Raw genomic sequence first — 17,683 nt, forward strand, 5'->3', positions numbered from 1 at the left:
TTTGTAATCCACTTTTACTTACACATTACTATATCTGTTTGATTAAAGTAATCATGTCATAGGGAGCAATTTGAAAACTTTGTTTTCCAATTTCTTCAAGGCCATTAATAACTTTATAACCCAATTTTTCAAGATATGACACATCCTGTGTCTCGCCAGTAAGATTAGATAATCGCAAAATCAAACTATTTTCTACCGTATAGGCAAGATACAGTGCTGAAACCTCAACCCCTGGTTCAATTGTCAGCCAAGATTGCTCTTTTTTAAGTTCATGAAGCCCAGTAGGATATTCTATATCCCATAATTTATTATCTAAACGATTCACAAATAGATTATGTGTTTGCATTTGATAACCAACAGATGGGGTATACCACTTAGTTAAGTCCTGAGCTATCTGTTTTTCATTTAATTTTGAACCATTATAAGCACATAACCCAAAAACGAATTCATTTTGTCCTAATTCTTGCGCTAATGGGGTTGGCATCATTACATGCCCCACTGAAGTAGTATCACCAGAAGCTCGGCCAGGACGCCATAGTAAATCAGATTTACCCAATTGCCCTGTAGTTGCCATTAACGTAATTAAAAGGGTATCTGCAACTTTCTCATACTCTTTTTGACCCGTACCAAAGAAGTATAAGCCATTAATTTTATCGCACAGGCCAACACAGCGATCGAATACATAAATATTTACCGGCTTTTCAACAAATTCATCATTCCAATCATCTGCAATCTTTTCATTAATAGTTTTTCTAAAGCCACCTTGAATTTGAGCATGTGCAAAATTAGTGGTAATTCCTGTTTTTATCTTTAGCCGCAAACGATGAGATAGAGCTTGATTATCAATCTCCAATTTGGCACCTAACACAGGTGAATCTTTTCTTAATTCTAGGATTAATTTATATTTTATTTCAGCAGTTTGTTTTTGCTTTAAACGATCTTTTAAAGTTCTTGGCAGCTCCCAAGTTCCTGTTAAAGTCATACGTTCAATGCCTGAAGCACTATATTTTTTAACATTGCCATTCCATGGAAGCTGCATTTCTTGATCACCTTTTAGTGGTGAAAAGTCATAAGTATCACCATCATTTCCTTGATCATAAATACGAATCACATCAGGAAAAATTTTATTAGCCGTTTTCATTGTGAATTTGCCATCTGAAAAAGATAGGTCAATATTTTGATTAGTGATTTTCGTCCCCACATCTTGCCTTAATTCTTCACACGGTGTTTCGCAATCTTCAAAATGAACTACTTGATAGCCTAATCCTTGCATCTTAATTTTTAAGCTTACCTTTATTTTGTAATATCCAGGTTCATCTTTAAATTCATAACCATTAGGAGTTAATTGCATAATATTAGGACGCGATAGTATCTTCTCACTGGCTAAAATAACCGCCTGATTTTGATTAGGAAATTTAATTTTTTTACTTGAACTAATAATTTCAATTGTCTTACGTCCATCAAAATTATAAGGATCGGTATTAAATACAATAACATCATGATCAGTTAAAGATAACCGTTGAGCCAATCTTTTTTTGATATAATTTTCAACTCCTGCCGCGATTTCAAAAGCCTGCTTAAAACGGTGGTCTATATCAATGGCTACATTATCAGTCACACTACCACCAAGAGTATCGTGAGGCTGTAATTCAAATAATAATTTCCAGAGTTTAATAACGATTCCGTTAGAAATTGGAATATTCGCGTAACGTGCAATAATCATTAATGGTTCCAGTCTTCGAGTAATTACTTGCTCTAAGTTAAAATTTTGTCTTTTATTTCTTGACCTAACTGAAGTAATTGTACGGTGAACGCGCGAGTAGGTAGGGTAGCGCAATTCTCCCTGATATGTAGGTAATTTTTTACTATGTAATTTAGCCATAAACTTGGGATAAGTACTGTTGATAACTTCATAACGAGAATATTTGTTCACCTCCTTCAATATTGCTGAAATATTATGAATAATATTCATTTGATCGATACCAGATGGTATTAAAACTTCATCATGGTGACCATTTGCGGCTTCAAATTCTATTCCTTTATCTAAACGCTCTTTAACAAATTTTTGCAAATTTTGTTTTGAGACTAAATCAATTTGACCGGTATAGTAACCCAAAGGAAAATTTGCTGCAAAAACTGCCTTCCCGCCCAGTGCTTTCCACTTGAAATAAACTGAATTAGTTTGTCTTTGAAAGTTTGTACCACGCCAAGATAAAAAATCATGAATATCAACTTGATGTAGGATCATTGGCAAATTGGCATTAAAACCAAATGTATCAGGCAAATAGCCTAACATCATTGGATTACCATAGTTTTCTTTAGCATCAATAATGCCAATAATTAAATTTCTAAGTAGCGATTCAGCGCTTGGAACCATCGCATCCGTTTGTGTGTACCACGGGCCAATAAAGAGCTGTTTACGCTCTACTAAACGATGAATTCTTTTCTTGCCCTCAGGATGAATTTCAACATATTCATCAATGATAGACATCTGACCATCTAAAGTAAAATTTGCTTCTGGATGATTCTCTAATTCATCTAAAACTTCTGTAAATAATTGATCACTCAGTACTTGTGCATCTTGTGATGTAAAATACCATTCTCGATCCCAATGAGTATGATTGACAAAATATGCTTTAACCATAATCCCTCCTAAAATTGACAATAAACTGTTATAAATTTTGCATGTTTTAATTTGGGTAAAACTACTTGATTATTTTCAATTAATAATTCTGATTGACCTACTCCTTTTAAATTAACCAATTTAACAAGCTTAGGAGTCTGGGTGAATACAATTTTCCCGCCTACTTCATGGAATAGTGGATTATATAATCGGATTTCATAGGACTTAGTACCAGGAACTGTTTTAATTGTGCTTGTTACCAAATTACTTTCAAGTTTAAATAAGCTCAATTCCTCTTGGTATTTTCTTTTCACTGGGTTAAATGGAAAAGTTAATCGGCCATTTAAGAACTCTGCGTACTCATAAATTTGTAAAGGAGTATCCCACTGCTTTACTTCATTTGCCAAGCTACTTTGATCATAAGTTGTAGCCAATGTTTTTAAAGCAAATTCAAAAGATAACTTTTTTTGCAATTGAGCCTGTGGTGTAACCACGGTCTCATCACCAGAAGCTCTACCAGGTCGATATAACAAATTTTTTTTGCCCAACATCCCATAAGTACGAAAAATTGTTAACCTCATAATAGAATGGTTTTTTCCAATACATTCATACTCTCTTACACCTTGAGGTATTACAGCCATACATCTTGTATTATTAGATATGGCAACAAAACTTTGCATCGTATTGATTGAAATAGGCATTTCCTGCCATTTATCAGTTTCTTGCCGCCATAAAGTCAGTTCTTTTTCTTTAACTACTTGTCTTTTAACCGTTCCAAATTGCATATCTGCAATACTTGTCTTAGTCACTATTTCACTATCAAAATTAATACACAATCGATGACTTTTAGACTTTCTATTATCAACATTAATTTTAAAAGCAATAATTTTGCTATTTTTAGTTAAAGTAACCTCCAAACTAACTGGCATGGTAGTATCAACAACTTTTTGCGCACGTTTAGTTAAGTTACTTGGTATTTTAAAATTAAAATTAATAATTAACTGATTTTTTAACTTTCCTAAATATTGATAAACTTTATAAGATTGCTGAGTGGAAAAGATATGCATATCTTTTCGTGGTGGTGAATAATTATAGGAGTCCCCATCGTCTCCATTTTCTTCTAGAATAGCTTGATTTTGATAAAGATATTGATTACTTTTATCCAAAATATTTAAACTACCATCGTCATTAACTTCAATACGGTAAAATTCATTTTCAATCATCTTACCTTCTACAATTCGCTTAAGGTGACGCTCTTGATCAGGTAAAACTGACAAGTATAGTTGCTTATATCCAAATGATGGAATTTGTGTACATTCGATATCTAAATCAATTTGATAAACTTTTTGTGGATGATAAATTTGCTTACCTGGATCTAATTGAATAGTTGCATCAGTTAATTTTTTTGTTACATCTTTAATATTTGTAATTTCAAATTGAATATTGCTACCCTGTATATCTCGAATTGAAAAGGCTCGACTTGGTGAATATAGGGTATAATGTAAGACCTCATTACGAATAACTGGCATTGAATTAAATACTGTAAGAGTTATTGGATGATTAGCATTTTCTATCCTAGTAGAAATTTCTCGCATGGTAAGTTCAACTAGACCAGTTGAAAGATCTTGAACTTCTTTATACCGCATTTCAATATCTTCGTTTACACGATCAGAAACACAATTTCCCATTGAATCATGAGCAGCATTTTTAAACATTTTTTTCCAAATATCATTAACTGCTTGCTCTGGATATTCAAAACCAAAGTGATTACCTAATGTAAGTATAGGTTCCATAATATTACTCAAATAAAATTGTAACTTTGTATTGAGCTGTTTAATATCCGCCCTAGAGGAATAAATTGATTTATGCACACGCATGTCTTTTCCACAATCTTGCTCACCACTTATCCGTTTCAATAGTGGATTTTGTTGACGAACTGCCTTGATATATTCTTCAAGCGAAGCAACTTTAAAAGTAAATTTGCCATCATTAGCATGATTTAATTTACTAGTAAACTTTGGCAAATCAAATCTAATTGGAGCCATATCAGAGCCGTTAGGAAAAAGTAAATTATTAGTGGTTGCTGTCAGAGTAACCGTTTTAAATGGTTCTTCTGTCATTAATTCTGCTAATTTAGTTTCATTAATTACACCACCAATAAAATAGCCACAAGCCATCCGGTAAACTGTAACTTCTGAGCCATCTTCGCCCTGCCAAATAAATTCAGATTTAGGAGCGCTACTTAATGAGAATCCTCGATATAAAACAGCATCATGAATATCAAATTCTCGGTATATTTGTGGCATACTTGATTCCTGACCAAAGGAATCAGGAACATAAGCAATATTCATGTAGCCACCCAATTTATCGCATTCTTGCATTCCAATGCGCAAATTATTAACAATACTTTCCGCTGAAACCATGAATTGATCAGTTTGCGTGTACCATGGACCTAAAAGCAACCTTTTATTCTTTACTAACTTTTTTACCCGATCCATATCTTGTGGTCGCCATTTTAAATAATCTTCTATAAGTGAAGCTTGTCCATCTAATAAAAAAGAGTGATATTTTATATCATTTTCTAAACAATCGATTACATCTTTTAAATCTTTTAAAAGATAAATTTTTGCAGTAGAAGAAGTAAAAAACCATTCTCTATCCCAATGCGTATGCGGAACAATAAAAACCTTTTTAACCATTATTTCTCCTAAAGTTAAAAACTATAGTTTGAAAATAACGATAATTTAATTTTCAACTATAGTTTTTACCGTAATTATTATTGAATGTTTAATTCTATATCATCATCGCTCATCGATTCTTCACCAGTTGAGTTTTGATCAGTAAAGTCTGCAATTAACGGGGCCGCAATTGCAATAAACAAAGCACAAACTAAAATTCCAGCCAGATATGCAATAATATTATCCGCCGTTAAAATACCAGGCAGTCCTCCTAAAGGGGGAATATGTGATTTTACTCCTAAAAAAGCTCCAGTAGCTGAGCCTAAAGCACCACCGATGATATTCACAATAATCAGTTGTGGAGCCTTCATCATAAACGGAATTGCACCTTCTGTAATTCCAAATATACCCATAATCAAATTATTATGACCCATTTCTAAAAGTTCAGAAGAAAAACGATTTCTAGGCCAAATAAAACTCATAATGGCGTAACCCATGGGAATTGCACAAATAGCAATATTAGTATATAGACATGGTTGATAAATTCCCTCGATAAAGAAGAAATTTCCAACTCCCCAGGCTGCTTTATTAACGGGGCCACCAAGATCAACACCAATCATGCCTCCCATAATAGCTGCGAGTAAAATTGCATTCGTCTTTTGTTCAACCATGAATTTTACCCATGAAGTTAAACCATTATTAATCCAAGCTAATGGTGGTGTAAGCACCACACCTACAAATAAGGCAACTGAGCCCACGGTTAAAAGCGGCATAATAATTAGTTCAATTGCTGAATTCCATTTATCTGGAACTTTAATCTTTCGGCACCACCTTGCAACATACCCAGCAATCAGTCCCGCAACAATTGCTCCGATAAATCCTAATTGATTGTTAGTAGCAAGCTGACCACCAATAAATCCTGCACCTAATGCAGGTTTATCTCCTAGTGCATAAGCAATGTAACCGCCAATAACTAAATTAACTAACCCAATTCCAATCCAACCAACCTGATTGATTTGATACAACATATGAAAAAATCCACTAGATTTTGCGAATTTTGATAAGTCACCATAGCCAAAGCACATGCCAATCAACTGTGGCACTCCGACTATTAAGGCACCACCAATTACAGTAGGAATCATATACGAAATCCCACTCATCACGGCTCCTTCCCATTCTTTTAGCAACCGTTTCATTTTTTAGTCCTCCTTTTTAATCGCGGCAGCACACTTCTTCAAAACAGCTTTTGGTGCTTTAATACAAGTATTAATATCTACCCTAATTACAGGCTTGCCTTCAAATCTTTCCATACTGGTAATTTTTTGGTCAGAAGCAATGAGTACAAAATCTGCTATTTTTGCTTCTTCTTGAGTAATTGCATTAACTGGCCCCATCATCCCCTGTTGTTCAATCTTAACATTCCAACCTAATTCTTTACCTGCCTTCTCTAAGGCTTTAGCTGCCATTGGTGTATGTGCTAAACCTGCTGGACAAGCTGATACTCCGACTACATTCATAATTGTTACTCTCCTATTCTTTCATTAATAAAATTTGCTATTTCATTTCTATTAGTCATTTGCCGTAATTCTTTTTTAAAATCGTGTTCCAATAAGGCTGTCGATAAATTAGCCAACATTTTTAAATGCTCATTGCCTACATTTTGAGGTGGAACCATCAAAGCAAAAACATCCGTTACTGGTTGATCATCATATGTTTGCCACTTTAAAGGATTTGCCAATCTAAAGTATAAAAAGCCAGCCTTTTTAACAGCAGCAGTTTTAGCATGTGGAATAGCAAAACCATCTTCTAAACCAGTAGAAAATTCCTTTTCCCTATCAATAAAACTCTTATTTAAAGCTTTAGCATCCGTGGTGTAACCTGTTATAACAGCGACTTCTGAAATATACTCTAACAAAGAATTAATGCTTGACTCACTTACATTTAGAAAAACGTTTTCCTGTGAAAAATTCATTTTTATTATCACTTCCAATTCCTAAAAGGCTTTACTGAAATTAAGCCTAACTTAAATTGATTATTTTGTAATTAGTAACAATTTCCATTTAAGTTGGAAAAAATATAATTTAAATATTTTTACTTTATTTTGCTTTTTTAAGAAACATAAAAAGCGTTCTTCTAATTAGAAAAACGCTTTTAAATTAATTAAAACAAAATTACCTAAAGACTATCTTGTCGGACTGACCCAAGTACCGGATCCATAGCCCAAGATCGTTTTTACTGCGGGAATAAAAGTAGTAATTATTGTAATAGTATTAATTACCCATAAGCACAATAAATAAATAGGGGCAAATAAAATATAACTTAATTTATTCCCACGAGTATCAATCAATAAAGCCGTAGTCAGCTGTAAAGTTCCGGCAATCATTTCAAAGCAAATAAGTAATAAAGTTGAAAATATTAAATATAACAACTGTGACCAGTTTTGCGTAGCACAATAATTGATTGCTAAAAAAACAAAAATTATTGACGAGATAGCAAAAAAGAACGACCACAGAATACTAAATGTTTGGTCAAATAATAATAACGATTCGCCTAAATTTTTAATGGGATGGCGTAAAACTTTTAATAAGTTAGTCAACCAAACTTCCGTACCACCCTTAGCCCAACGTTTACGCTGATGGTATAAATCTTTTAGTGTTTCCGGCACTAATGTATAAGAAATAATATTAGGGGCAAAAACTGACAGCCAATTATTTAATTGATGGTCCCACGCAATACTAATATCTTCAGTAGCACGATCTTGACGAAATAAGCCTACATCCATTAAGGCGCTTTTACGATACATCGTATTTGCACCACTGTAAGCAAAGATACTACCAAAAACACCCATTTCAGCCCGCTTGATGATTCCAACAATACTAGAAAATTCAACAGTGACTGATTTGGTAATCAGTTTAGTCCGATTCCTAACTTCAACATTAGAAGTTACGGCTGCAACATTTTGTCCTTCTGGACTATTAAAGTAATTAACATATCGGTTTAACGCATCCGGTTCTGGGATGGTGTCAGCATCGTTGCTAAGTACAAGTTCTCCCTTAGCAAAAGCTACCCCGACGTTAAAAGCATGGGCTTTACCCTTATTTTTTTCAACTCGAATAACACGCAAATTGGAATAATGTTTTTGAAGGGATTGTAAAATTTGCGGTGTTCGATCTGTGGAACAATCATCAATTACTAAAACTTCATAATTATTATAATTTAATTCATTAAGTAAATAAGTAACAGTTTCTTTTAAACTTGCTTGTTCATTATGGGCTGGAATCATAATCGTAATAAAGGGCGCCTTATTTTCAGCAATAGTAGTAAAATCCTTCTTCTTATTGCGAAATACATATCTATAACATAATCCTCCGACAAACCAACCCAATCCACCTAGAATAGGATAAGAAATTAAGATTAAGAATAATCCATTTAGTAACGGTTTAATTGTTGACCAAGTTATATCCATCAATTAACCTCATTTCTTAAACAAACGTTGCGCAAAATCATTTTCAAGATTTTGTTCTGGTTTAACACTATAGAAATTATATTGCTGGCGCTGTTTTAAATCACCAAATTTTTCGGTCCAACCTTGCTCAATTAATTTTTCATGTCTCATACGGCGCTTTTGATCAACTACTCTCTGCTTGGTCCAAACAAAAGCAAAATGACGGTTATTATGAACGGTCAAAAATAAATAGGTTATTATAATGATAATGAAGATAATTATAAAAAATTCAATTAAAAATTTCATAGGTAAAATAATATCCGAATAATATTTAATATGCGCTTTTTGAGCAATTTGCGGAAAATGTAAAATTATATAAACGCCAATAAACGGTGAAATAACACCCAGCCAGCCAATTATGGCAATTATTGTTTGCCTTATCTTTAAATGCCAATTTCCTGAAGTAAAATAGTCATCTTGGGCTAAGTCAGAAAAAGATCTATGACTCATTATTAGTTTCCTCCTTATCTTATTCCATTCATGGATACCTAATTCTTTTATATTTACTTTATTATTATTACTATTTTAGGTCAAGAAAACAGAAATTATTAAATTGTTTTTGATTTTTCAACATCTATTGTATTTACTTAACCTATGATATACTGATGTTTAATTATTTTATAATAAAAAGGAGGCTAAATTTTGTTAGTAAAACCACATCAATTACAAAAAGGTGATCAAGTAGCACTAATTAGTTTGTCTAGTGGTGTCTTAGGCGAAAAGCAGGTTCTTCATGAACGAAAATTAGGGGAAAAGCGCTTAAAAGAACTAGGTCTTAAATTTATTTATATGCCTAATTCCTTAAAAGGAACTACTTACCTAAAAAAGCATCCCAATGAACGGGCTAATGATTTAAAAGAAGCTTTTATGAATCCTGAAATTAAAGCAATTATTGCGGCCATTGGCGGTGATGATACTTATCGCTTGTTACCATATTTAATGGAAGATTCAGATTTTATTAAAGCAGTACAAACAAGCCCCAAACTATTTACAGGATTTTCGGACACGACAAATAATCACCTAATGTTTTATCGATTAGGGATGCAGAGCTTTTATGGACCTAATTTTTTAAATGATCTCGCAGAATTAGATGTTAGTATGCTAGAATACACCCTAAATACTTGGAATCATTTCTTTATTAACCCACCTACAACTAATATTCCTGCAAGTCAAACTTGGTATGAAGAACGAACCGATTTTTCGCCTAAAGCAATCAATCATCCTCGAATTAGCCATCGCGATACTGGTTATCAAGTGCTTCGAGGAAATGGAATTATTCAAGGGCGACTTTGGGGTGGCTGCTTAGACAGTCTCTATGATGACTTGACCCAATATCGTTATCCTGATCAAGCCGAAATTATTCGGCATTACCGATTAATTTTATCTCCCCAAGAAGCTCAAAACATCATTTTATTCATTGAAACTAGTGAAGAATGTCTCTCTCCAGATTTATATGCCCAAATGCTTGATCAACTAGATCAAGCAGGTCTTTTAAAATCTATTCGAGGAATCTTAATGGGAAAGCCACAGAACAATTGCTATGTTAACGAATATCAGACCAAGCTTTTAGCAGCCACTGCAAAATATCAAACACCCATTTTGGCAAACGTTAATATTGGTCATGCCTACCCCCACACCGCGCTTCCTTACGGCGCTCTTGCGCAAATTAACCTTGATCAGTCTTCTTTAAAAATTTTAGAACCATATTTTTCTTAACTTAAAAGCGTTATCCAAAACATTGAATAACGCTTTTTAAAATTACTACCTTTTTAATAATTAACCTTTTTTTCTATATATCTGAGCCACCTTAATTTTAAACTGATTCCATTCATTTTTAATAACTTGTAATTCCATTTTACCTACCTTTGTTATTTTATAATAGCATTGCTTCCGTCCCTGAAATGGTTCATCGCATGTTAGCAAGTATTTTTCTCTTTGCAAACTAGCAAATAATATGAATAAAGCAAAACATTCTATCATTTAGCATAAATTATTTTATATTTATTTAATAAAAGCTTGAATTTTATTAATTATAGTGTATTATTTATATATAACACTAAAGGAGAGAGAACAATGAGCTTATTAGAAACTCAGAATGTGGTCAGAACTTATGGTAAAGGCACAACCAAGTTTGATGCATTACGCGGAGTTAGTTTAGCAATAGATAAAGGTGAATCAGTTGCCATTATTGGTAAAAGTGGATCTGGAAAATCAACTTTAATGCATATTATGGCACTTCTTGATCAACCAACTTCCGGGAGTATTTTATTAGATAACCAACCGACAAACAAAATTAAAGGGCAAGCTTTAAATAAATTACGTAATCAAACTTTTGGCTTTGTCTTTCAACAATTTTTCTTAAATGCTCAAGATACCGTTCTTGAAAATGTAATGTTGCCATTAAAAATTGCTGGTGTAACGGGAAAAAGGCGCAAGGAATTGGCTTTAGCGGCAATCAGGGCGGTTGACCTTGAAAGTAAAGCTCAAAATAAAGCTAGTAACCTTTCTGGTGGTCAAAAACAACGTGTTTGTATTGCTCGCGCACTAGTTAATGAGCCACAAATTATTTTTGCTGATGAGCCAACTGGTAACTTAGACTCAACTACCGGAGAAATGGTAGAAAATATTTTGTTTAAGTTACATCGTGAAAAAGGAATTACCTTAATCATCGTTACTCACGATCCTGATCTGGCTCAAAAATGTCAAAGACAAATTCAAATTAAAGATGGTCTAGTAGTTGAAGGGGGAGCATAATGAAGTATCGCGATATTTTAAACTCGGCTGCCAGTAATTTATGGCACAACAAAGGGCGAACATTTTTAACAATTATCGCTGTGCTAATCGGGGCTTTAACCCTGAGCATTACAATGGGGATTAATTCTGGTGTCAATAATTACTTAACCAAACAAATTGGAAACGTTGGTAATACTGAGCAAATGATTATCGCTCCTAGTTTTTCTAGTGGCAATAGTAATGGTGCACCAGAAAGATACAATACCAACAAAAGTAGCAATAATGCTGACGGAATGTTGACTAAAAATGACCTCAAGAAAATCAAAACAGTTAAAGGTATAAAAGATATTAAAGCATTAAAGGATAGCAACGTTACTTATGTCCAAGGACTTAATAAAGTCAAATATGTTATCGATGCTCAGCCAACCCTGGGAATTGCTTATGACTTAAAAGCCGGGCGACAAGTTGCAATTTCAGGTAATTCATCAGAAATTCTTTTAACTAAACAAATGATGAAAGCCTTTGGTTATCACAATGCCCAGCAAGCTTTAGGAAAATCAATCACACTTGTGACTAATTCACCCGTTACCAAAAAGAAACAAAAAATTTCAGCTAAAATTGTTGGTATTCGTAATGATAGTATGATTAGTAGCGGTCAAAATGTTTATAGTCATGGCTTAAGTCAAAAAATAATCAAAGCCAATCAAGATGGCATTCCTAAGGCACTTAAAGATCGCTATGTTGAAATTGTCGCAACACCAACTAGTAAGAATCCTGATAAAATCGCAACAATCGAAAAGAAATTAGCTAAAAAAGGTTACACTGCCCAAACTTTAAAGGATGCGGTTAAGCAACTCTTTCAAACCTTTAATATTGCAACAGGTGTATTGATTATTTTTGGAGCAATTGCTCTAATCGCTGCCAGTTTTGGCGTTATCAATACCCTTTACATGTCAGTTCGTGATCGAACACGGGAAATTGGTCTAATGAAAGCTTTAGGATTAAGCCAAGGCAAAGTTTTTTCTATTTTTAGTTGTGAAGCAATTTTAATTGGTTTATTTGGATCACTTCTAGGGTTACTTGGAGCTATGGGGATAGGTCAGGCCTTAAATTCAGTTGCCAGGAAGACTTTCTTAAAGGGAATCGATGGCTTTACCCTAATTCAATTTAATTGGCCTAATAGTTTATTAATTATTGGAATTATTTGCTTAATTACATTTTTAGCGGGAACACTGCCAGCTAGACGAGCAGCTAAGCTCGATCCGATTACCGCTTTAAGATATGAATAAAAAAAAGACGAAAGTAAACTTTCGTCTTTTTTTTACTTTTTAGTTTTCTGCTTTTTTTATTATTTGCTCAAGTCTAGGAGCTAATAGGCTTTGTTCTAATATCATGTCAACTGGATGATATTTTTCATCAATACATTCATCCCAGTATTCTAAATGTTTTTTATCAATATAGCTCCCAGACTCTTCCACTGCATTCCCCCCAATACCTTGGATTGAATACCAGTAGAAATATGTATAGCCATCTTGATTATCTTCTTTAAATACAGTTTCAATGTACATTTTTTCCCCAGCCATAGTTGCAACGGTATCTTTATGATGCTGATTAAGAAAATCCATCCACTCTTGTGCTTTTTTTTCTTTACCCTTTTTTATTCTAAATCTTGTGAGCTCTATCTGAACATTGATCAATTTATATTTCCTCGTATAAAAAAACATCAACCAGAGATTGATGCTTTTAAAATTACTAGTAATTAACCAGTATAAATTCAATAAAGAATTAACGCTTACTAAATTGTGAAGCTTTACGGGCTTTCTTCAAACCTGGTTTCTTTCTTTCAACCATTCTCGGATCACGAGTTAAGAAGCCAGCCTTCTTTAATGGGCTACGGAAATCTGGATCAACTTCAAGTAAAGCACGTGCAATTCCCAAACGAATTGCACCAGCTTGACCTGAAAAACCCCCACCATTAACGTTAACTTTAACATCGTATTGATTTTCAGTTTCAGTCAAAGTCAATGGTTGCTTCAAATCCTTAACTAAGTTAGGGAATGGAATATATTGATCAATATCTTTATTATTAACAGTGATCTTACCAGTGCCTGGTACTAAGCGTACACGCGCAACTGAATTTTTACGGCGACCAGTACCTGCATATGCAACTTGTTGTGCCATTTATGTAACCTCCTAGATTAACTTGTTAATGTCTAATGCTTCAGGTTTTTGTGCTTCATGCTTGTGTTCAGCATCAGCATAAACATGCATCTTCATAAATTCTTGATGACCAAGAGTATTCTTTGGAAGCATCCCCTTAACTGACAATTCAACTAATCTAACTGGGTTATTAGTAAGTAATTCACCAGCTGGAGTGGCCTTAATGCCACCAAGATAACCAGAGTGGTGGTAGTAAATTTTGTCAGTAGCTTTCTTACCTGTCAACTTAATCTTGGCAGCGTTAATAATAATAACGTTATCACCAGTGTCAACATTAGGTGTATATTGAGGCTTATTTTTGCCTCTCAAAATAGTTGCTACTGCTGTAGACAGACGTCCTAGAGAGACATCTGTTGCGTCAATAACATACCACTTACGTTCAATTTCATTAGGTTTTGCTAATTGTGTAGTACGCAATTTAATTTCCTCCGTTTATACGTTGTTTGAAAACAATAAGATTCCGGGGCCTATCGTGGACAAACATACCATATTAGAATACGTCCTTTTATAAAAAAAGTCAATATTATTTACTGTCTTGCCGATATTTTATTGGAACATCCTCATAGAAAACGTGGTATAGATAGAGACCATTTGCTTGTGCCGTTTCTCGAACCTGATTACGATCTTTAGCTTTTATTATCCGCGGTATATCATTAACTGGTCGTTTGCCATTACCTATTTCTAATAACGTTGCTACTAAAATCCGAACCATATTATATAAAAATCCAGAACAAATAAAATCAAATATTAACTCATTGGCCTCCTGGTCAAAATTAACATCAGTATAATACATTGTACGAACTTTATTCTTAATTTGACCACCACTAGCAGTAAAACTCGTAAAATCATGTGTCCCAACTAAATCTTGAGCAGCAATTTTTATTTTTTCTACGTCAATGGGGTAAGGATAGTGCCCCGTATAAAAGCGCTTAAATGGATCAACAAAGCGATCTAAACTCATTCGATAGCGATACCACTTGCCTTTAGCGCTATAGCGAACGTGAAAACTTGGATCAACAATTTCACATTTTTTAAAAATAATGTCTAATGGCATCATTGAATTGAGGGCATAAATCATTCGCTCGGCTGCAATTTTATTGCCAGGATAATCAAAATGAATAACTTGGTCATAAGCATGGACGCCAGCATCAGTTCTACCAGATCCTTCAATTGGAACCATTTCTCCCTTAGTCATTTTAATAAGCGCTGCTTCAATTGTCTTTTGAATAGTGCGCTGGTGTGGCTGGGATTGAAAGCCATGAAATAAATGCCCATCATAGGCTAAAGTCATCTTATATCTTGTTTTCATTAATGTGTCCTAAATATTAATAATAAAATAACTAAAATTATAAAATAAACCAAATTAATTAAATCATATAATGACCACTGCAATATTCGATATCTAGTGCGCCCTTGATCACCGCGATAGCCGCGCGATTCCATTGCAGTTGCTAAATCAATTGCCGTTTCAAGAGAACTAATAAAAAGAGGAACCAAAAGAGGCGTAATTGCCTTAGCCCGAGTTATCAAACCGCCATTATTAAAATCTGCACCCCGTGCACGTTGGGCATTCATAATTTTAAAAGTTTGGTCAAATAAAGTCGGCACGAATCTTAAGGCAATTGACATTACCAAAGCAATTTTATCAACTGGAACCTTAAGCAATTTCAGCGGTGTTAATAACCATTCAATCGCATCAGCAATTTCTAAGGGCATAGTTGTAACTGTCATAACTGTTGAAATTAAGACAATAAGCGTAAAACGGATAAAAATATAAATTGCATTGATAATACCATAACTTGAAATCGCCAACATCATCCATTGCCAATATACTTTGCCACCTACGGTAAAGAATAATTGTAACAATGACGTGAAGAGGATTAGCCAAATGATTGGTTTTACCCCATCCCAAAATACTTTACCTTTTAATTTTGTAGCAGCAACTGCTACTAAACTAAAAATTGTCAGGATTGCATAAGTAGCTGGATTATTAGCTAAAAAAATCACAAAAATAAAAAGAATAGTCGCAACTAACTTTCCGCGCGGATCCATTTTGTAAACTATCGAGTCACCAGCAATGTAGCGGCCAATCAAAATTTTATTCACAAGCTCACTTCCTTAAATTATACTTGATTCCGGCTATCAATTCTTTTTTTGTTAGCGGTAAATCAGTAAATGTGTAATTCGTTAGTTGCGAAGCAAACAATGATGCCCTTGGTTCATCCAAGTAATGCTTTTTTAACCAGCTACGATCATTAAATATTTTTTGCGGTATATCATGCTTAATTAAGCGTCCCTTTTCCATCACTAGGACATCATCGGCATACTCTACAACATCATCCATATTGTGCGTAACTAAAATAATAGTATGGCCAGCTTTTTGATATTCAAAGAAAAGTTGCATCATTTTTGCTCTGGCACGTGGATCAAGACCAACTCCTGGTTCATCCAAGCAAAGAATTTCAGGTTCATAGGCCAATACTCCTGCAATTGCTACCCGTCTCATTTGCCCACCTGATAATTCAAAGGGTGACCTATTAGCAATATCTTTTGGTAATCCAACTCGGTCTAACCACATTTGCGCACTAGCTTTTGCTTTTTCTGAATCATAGCCAAAGTTTTTAGGTCCAAAAGCAATATCATCAAGAACTGTATTTTCAAATAACTGTGTTTCTGGAAATTGAAAAACTAAACTGACATGCCGCCGTAATTTTTTTAAATGCTTATCAGTAGTTTCTGGTGTTATAAGACTACCCGCAATTTCGATTTGCCCACTAGTGGGCTTTAATAGTGCATTAAAATGTTGCATTAAAGTCGACTTACCACTGCCAGTATGACCAATAATTGCTGTAAAAGAATTATCTTTTAACTCAAAACTAACATTATCTAGTCCTTTTTTTTCAAGGGGAGAACCTTGTGAATAAACATAACTCACTTTTTGGAATTTAATTGACATAAGTAATTAATCAACTCTTTTTCTGAATTTATAGTATCCGGTATATTTATCGCATTGCTCTGCAAATCTTTCTTTACTTGTTGAAAAAATGGTACAGTCAGTCCTAGTTCATTTAATAACTTAGTTTTTTTAAAAACATACTCAGGTTTTCCCTGAGTTACTATCTGACCATCATTCATTACCAGTACTTGATCGGCTAAAGCTGTTTCATCAATATCATGTGTAATTGCAATCACAGTTAGTCCATATTTGTCTTTCATTTGCTGTACAACTTGCAACACCTGACTTCTTCCATCGGGATCTAACATAGATGTGGCCTCATCTAAAATAATAATTTTAGGCTTAATGGCAATAATACCTGCAATCGCCACTCTTTGCTTTTGCCCGCCAGAAAGAGAACCTGGTTCTGCATCTGCATATTCACTCATTCCAACAGCTGCAATTGCTTTAGGAACAATTTTCGTCATTTCTAAGCGAGAAACCCCTCGATTTTCTAATCCAAAAGCCACATCATCTGCAACTGTCGCACCGACGAATTGATTATCAGGATTTTGAAAAACAACCCCCACACGGTCCCGTATATCCCAAACAGTTTTTTGGGTGAGCCGAATTCCATCAACTTCAATTTTAGAATTAGCATTTTCGTCCGCATCAAGTAACCCATTTATTAAACGAATAATAGTCGACTTACCACTTCCATTATGTCCAATTATAGAAGTCCATGAACCTCTTTCAATGTCAAAAGTCACATTATTAATTGCGGGCTCTTTAGCATCAGGATAAGTAAAACTCACATTTCTAATTTTAATAATATTATCTATCGTCATGCTTTTGGCCTCCTAAGGTATGAGTTAATTGTACCAAAAAAAAGCAAAAAAAATCACCCATGAGGAGGGATAATATGCATTACCTAAGCTAGACTAAACTTTCGTCATCATCCTAACGCTTATTCTCACTCTCATGGATAA

17 protein-coding genes are annotated in these 17,683 nt (G+C 34.1%); 3 read left to right on the forward strand and 14 right to left on the reverse strand.

The genetic code is table 11. The features are described 5' to 3' along the window. Positions 1–28: 28 nt before the first annotated feature. The 7 genes from F5ESL0230_RS06605 to F5ESL0230_RS06635 all read right to left on the reverse strand — a co-directional run bounded on the left by F5ESL0230_RS06605 (position 29) and on the right by F5ESL0230_RS06635 (position 9,256). On the reverse strand, positions 29–2,644 hold the full coding sequence (locus tag F5ESL0230_RS06605; RefSeq protein ID WP_122022118.1) for a glycoside hydrolase family 38 C-terminal domain-containing protein: 2,616 nt from the start codon (positions 2,642–2,644) through the stop codon (positions 29–31). An 8-nt stretch (positions 2,645–2,652) separates the two neighbouring features. Then, a complete protein-coding gene (locus F5ESL0230_RS06610) occupies positions 2,653–5,322 on the reverse strand; it encodes a glycoside hydrolase family 38 C-terminal domain-containing protein (protein WP_122022119.1) in 2,670 nt (889 codons plus the stop codon). 77 nt (positions 5,323–5,399) lie between these two features. Beyond that, entirely contained in the window at positions 5,400–6,497 is a 1,098-nt protein-coding gene (locus tag F5ESL0230_RS06615) for a PTS fructose transporter subunit IIC (RefSeq protein ID WP_122022120.1), read from the reverse strand. Between the two features lie 3 nt (positions 6,498–6,500). After that, positions 6,501–6,818 carry a PTS fructose transporter subunit IIB gene (locus F5ESL0230_RS06620; protein WP_090092262.1) on the reverse strand — a complete coding sequence of 106 codons (318 nt, stop codon included), beginning with the start codon at positions 6,816–6,818 and terminating at the stop codon, positions 6,501–6,503. Between the two features lie 5 nt (positions 6,819–6,823). Continuing rightward, positions 6,824–7,273 carry a PTS sugar transporter subunit IIA gene (locus F5ESL0230_RS06625; RefSeq protein ID WP_122022121.1) on the reverse strand — a complete coding sequence of 150 codons (450 nt, stop codon included), beginning with the start codon at positions 7,271–7,273 and terminating at the stop codon, positions 6,824–6,826. Between the two features lie 210 nt (positions 7,274–7,483). After that, positions 7,484–8,767 (reverse strand): glycosyltransferase, encoded by a 1,284-nt coding sequence (locus tag F5ESL0230_RS06630; protein ID WP_122022122.1) that lies wholly within the window; start codon positions 8,765–8,767, stop codon positions 7,484–7,486. Between the two features lie 9 nt (positions 8,768–8,776). Continuing rightward, positions 8,777–9,256, reverse strand: coding sequence for a cell division protein (locus F5ESL0230_RS06635; RefSeq protein ID WP_122022123.1), 480 nt, complete (start codon positions 9,254–9,256; stop codon positions 8,777–8,779). 192 nt (positions 9,257–9,448) lie between these two features. Between F5ESL0230_RS06635 and F5ESL0230_RS06640 the strand changes: the two genes are divergently transcribed. The 3 genes from F5ESL0230_RS06640 (at position 9,449) to F5ESL0230_RS06650 (ending at position 12,828) form a co-directional block, all read left to right on the forward strand. Next, the gene (locus tag F5ESL0230_RS06640; protein ID WP_122022124.1) at positions 9,449–10,522 is read left to right on the forward strand and encodes a S66 peptidase family protein; all 1,074 of its coding nucleotides are present in this window, start codon (positions 9,449–9,451) and stop codon (positions 10,520–10,522) included. 357 nt (positions 10,523–10,879) lie between these two features. After that, entirely contained in the window at positions 10,880–11,560 is a 681-nt protein-coding gene (locus F5ESL0230_RS06645) for an ABC transporter ATP-binding protein (protein ID WP_122022125.1), read from the forward strand. After that, positions 11,560–12,828 carry an ABC transporter permease gene (locus F5ESL0230_RS06650; protein WP_122022126.1) on the forward strand — a complete coding sequence of 423 codons (1,269 nt, stop codon included), beginning with the start codon at positions 11,560–11,562 and terminating at the stop codon, positions 12,826–12,828. The genes F5ESL0230_RS06645 and F5ESL0230_RS06650 overlap by 1 nt, the downstream gene beginning before the upstream one ends. A gap of 39 nt (positions 12,829–12,867) precedes the next feature. On the opposite strand, the gene F5ESL0230_RS06655 is transcribed toward F5ESL0230_RS06650, so the two are convergent. The 7 genes from F5ESL0230_RS06655 to F5ESL0230_RS06685 form a co-directional block, all read right to left on the reverse strand. Next, complete coding sequence (locus F5ESL0230_RS06655; RefSeq protein WP_228150092.1) at positions 12,868–13,236, reverse strand: DUF6176 family protein; 369 nt, start codon at positions 13,234–13,236, stop codon at positions 12,868–12,870. Positions 13,237–13,324: 88 nt separating this feature from the next. Further along, positions 13,325–13,720 (reverse strand): 30S ribosomal protein S9, encoded by a 396-nt coding sequence (gene rpsI, locus F5ESL0230_RS06660; RefSeq protein ID WP_090092275.1) that lies wholly within the window; start codon positions 13,718–13,720, stop codon positions 13,325–13,327. Positions 13,721–13,732: 12 nt separating this feature from the next. After that, positions 13,733–14,176: a 50S ribosomal protein L13 gene (gene rplM, locus F5ESL0230_RS06665; RefSeq protein ID WP_122022128.1), complete on the reverse strand. Its 444-nt coding sequence runs from the start codon at positions 14,174–14,176 to the stop codon at positions 13,733–13,735. 106 nt (positions 14,177–14,282) lie between these two features. Next, positions 14,283–15,068 (reverse strand): tRNA pseudouridine(38-40) synthase TruA, encoded by a 786-nt coding sequence (gene truA, locus F5ESL0230_RS06670; RefSeq protein ID WP_122022129.1) that lies wholly within the window; start codon positions 15,066–15,068, stop codon positions 14,283–14,285. Next, positions 15,068–15,865 (reverse strand): energy-coupling factor transporter transmembrane protein EcfT, encoded by a 798-nt coding sequence (locus tag F5ESL0230_RS06675; RefSeq protein WP_122022130.1) that lies wholly within the window; start codon positions 15,863–15,865, stop codon positions 15,068–15,070. Before F5ESL0230_RS06675 ends, truA begins: the two co-directional genes overlap by 1 nt. Positions 15,866–15,869: 4 nt before the next feature. Then, complete coding sequence (locus F5ESL0230_RS06680) at positions 15,870–16,715, reverse strand: energy-coupling factor transporter ATPase (protein ID WP_122022131.1); 846 nt, start codon at positions 16,713–16,715, stop codon at positions 15,870–15,872. Then, positions 16,691–17,542, reverse strand: coding sequence for an energy-coupling factor transporter ATPase (locus F5ESL0230_RS06685; protein WP_122022132.1), 852 nt, complete (start codon positions 17,540–17,542; stop codon positions 16,691–16,693). Before F5ESL0230_RS06685 ends, F5ESL0230_RS06680 begins: the two co-directional genes overlap by 25 nt. Positions 17,543–17,683: the final 141 nt, after the last annotated feature.

Source organism: Lactobacillus sp. ESL0230 (assembly GCF_003692805.1).
In the GTDB taxonomy this organism is placed as follows: Bacteria; Bacillota; Bacilli; order Lactobacillales; family Lactobacillaceae; genus Lactobacillus; species Lactobacillus bombicola.

Coding starts and splice junctions, on each gene's coding strand:
- F5ESL0230_RS06605 (WP_122022118.1), bottom strand. CDS start 2,644: ATGGTTAAAGCATATTTTGTCAATCATACTCATTGGGATCGAGAATGG.
- F5ESL0230_RS06610 (WP_122022119.1), bottom strand. CDS start 5,322: ATGGTTAAAAAGGTTTTTATTGTTCCGCATACGCATTGGGATAGAGAA.
- F5ESL0230_RS06615 (WP_122022120.1), bottom strand. CDS start 6,497: ATGAAACGGTTGCTAAAAGAATGGGAAGGAGCCGTGATGAGTGGGATT.
- F5ESL0230_RS06620 (WP_090092262.1), bottom strand. CDS start 6,818: ATGAATGTAGTCGGAGTATCAGCTTGTCCAGCAGGTTTAGCACATACA.
- F5ESL0230_RS06625 (WP_122022121.1), bottom strand. CDS start 7,273: ATGAATTTTTCACAGGAAAACGTTTTTCTAAATGTAAGTGAGTCAAGC.
- F5ESL0230_RS06630 (WP_122022122.1), bottom strand. CDS start 8,767: ATGGATATAACTTGGTCAACAATTAAACCGTTACTAAATGGATTATTC.
- F5ESL0230_RS06635 (WP_122022123.1), bottom strand. CDS start 9,256: ATGAGTCATAGATCTTTTTCTGACTTAGCCCAAGATGACTATTTTACT.
- F5ESL0230_RS06645 (WP_122022125.1), top strand. CDS start 10,880: ATGAGCTTATTAGAAACTCAGAATGTGGTCAGAACTTATGGTAAAGGC.
- F5ESL0230_RS06650 (WP_122022126.1), top strand. CDS start 11,560: ATGAAGTATCGCGATATTTTAAACTCGGCTGCCAGTAATTTATGGCAC.
- rpsI (WP_090092275.1), bottom strand. CDS start 13,720: ATGGCACAACAAGTTGCATATGCAGGTACTGGTCGCCGTAAAAATTCA.
- truA (WP_122022129.1), bottom strand. CDS start 15,068: ATGAAAACAAGATATAAGATGACTTTAGCCTATGATGGGCATTTATTT.
- F5ESL0230_RS06680 (WP_122022131.1), bottom strand. CDS start 16,715: ATGTCAATTAAATTCCAAAAAGTGAGTTATGTTTATTCACAAGGTTCT.
- F5ESL0230_RS06685 (WP_122022132.1), bottom strand. CDS start 17,542: ATGACGATAGATAATATTATTAAAATTAGAAATGTGAGTTTTACTTAT.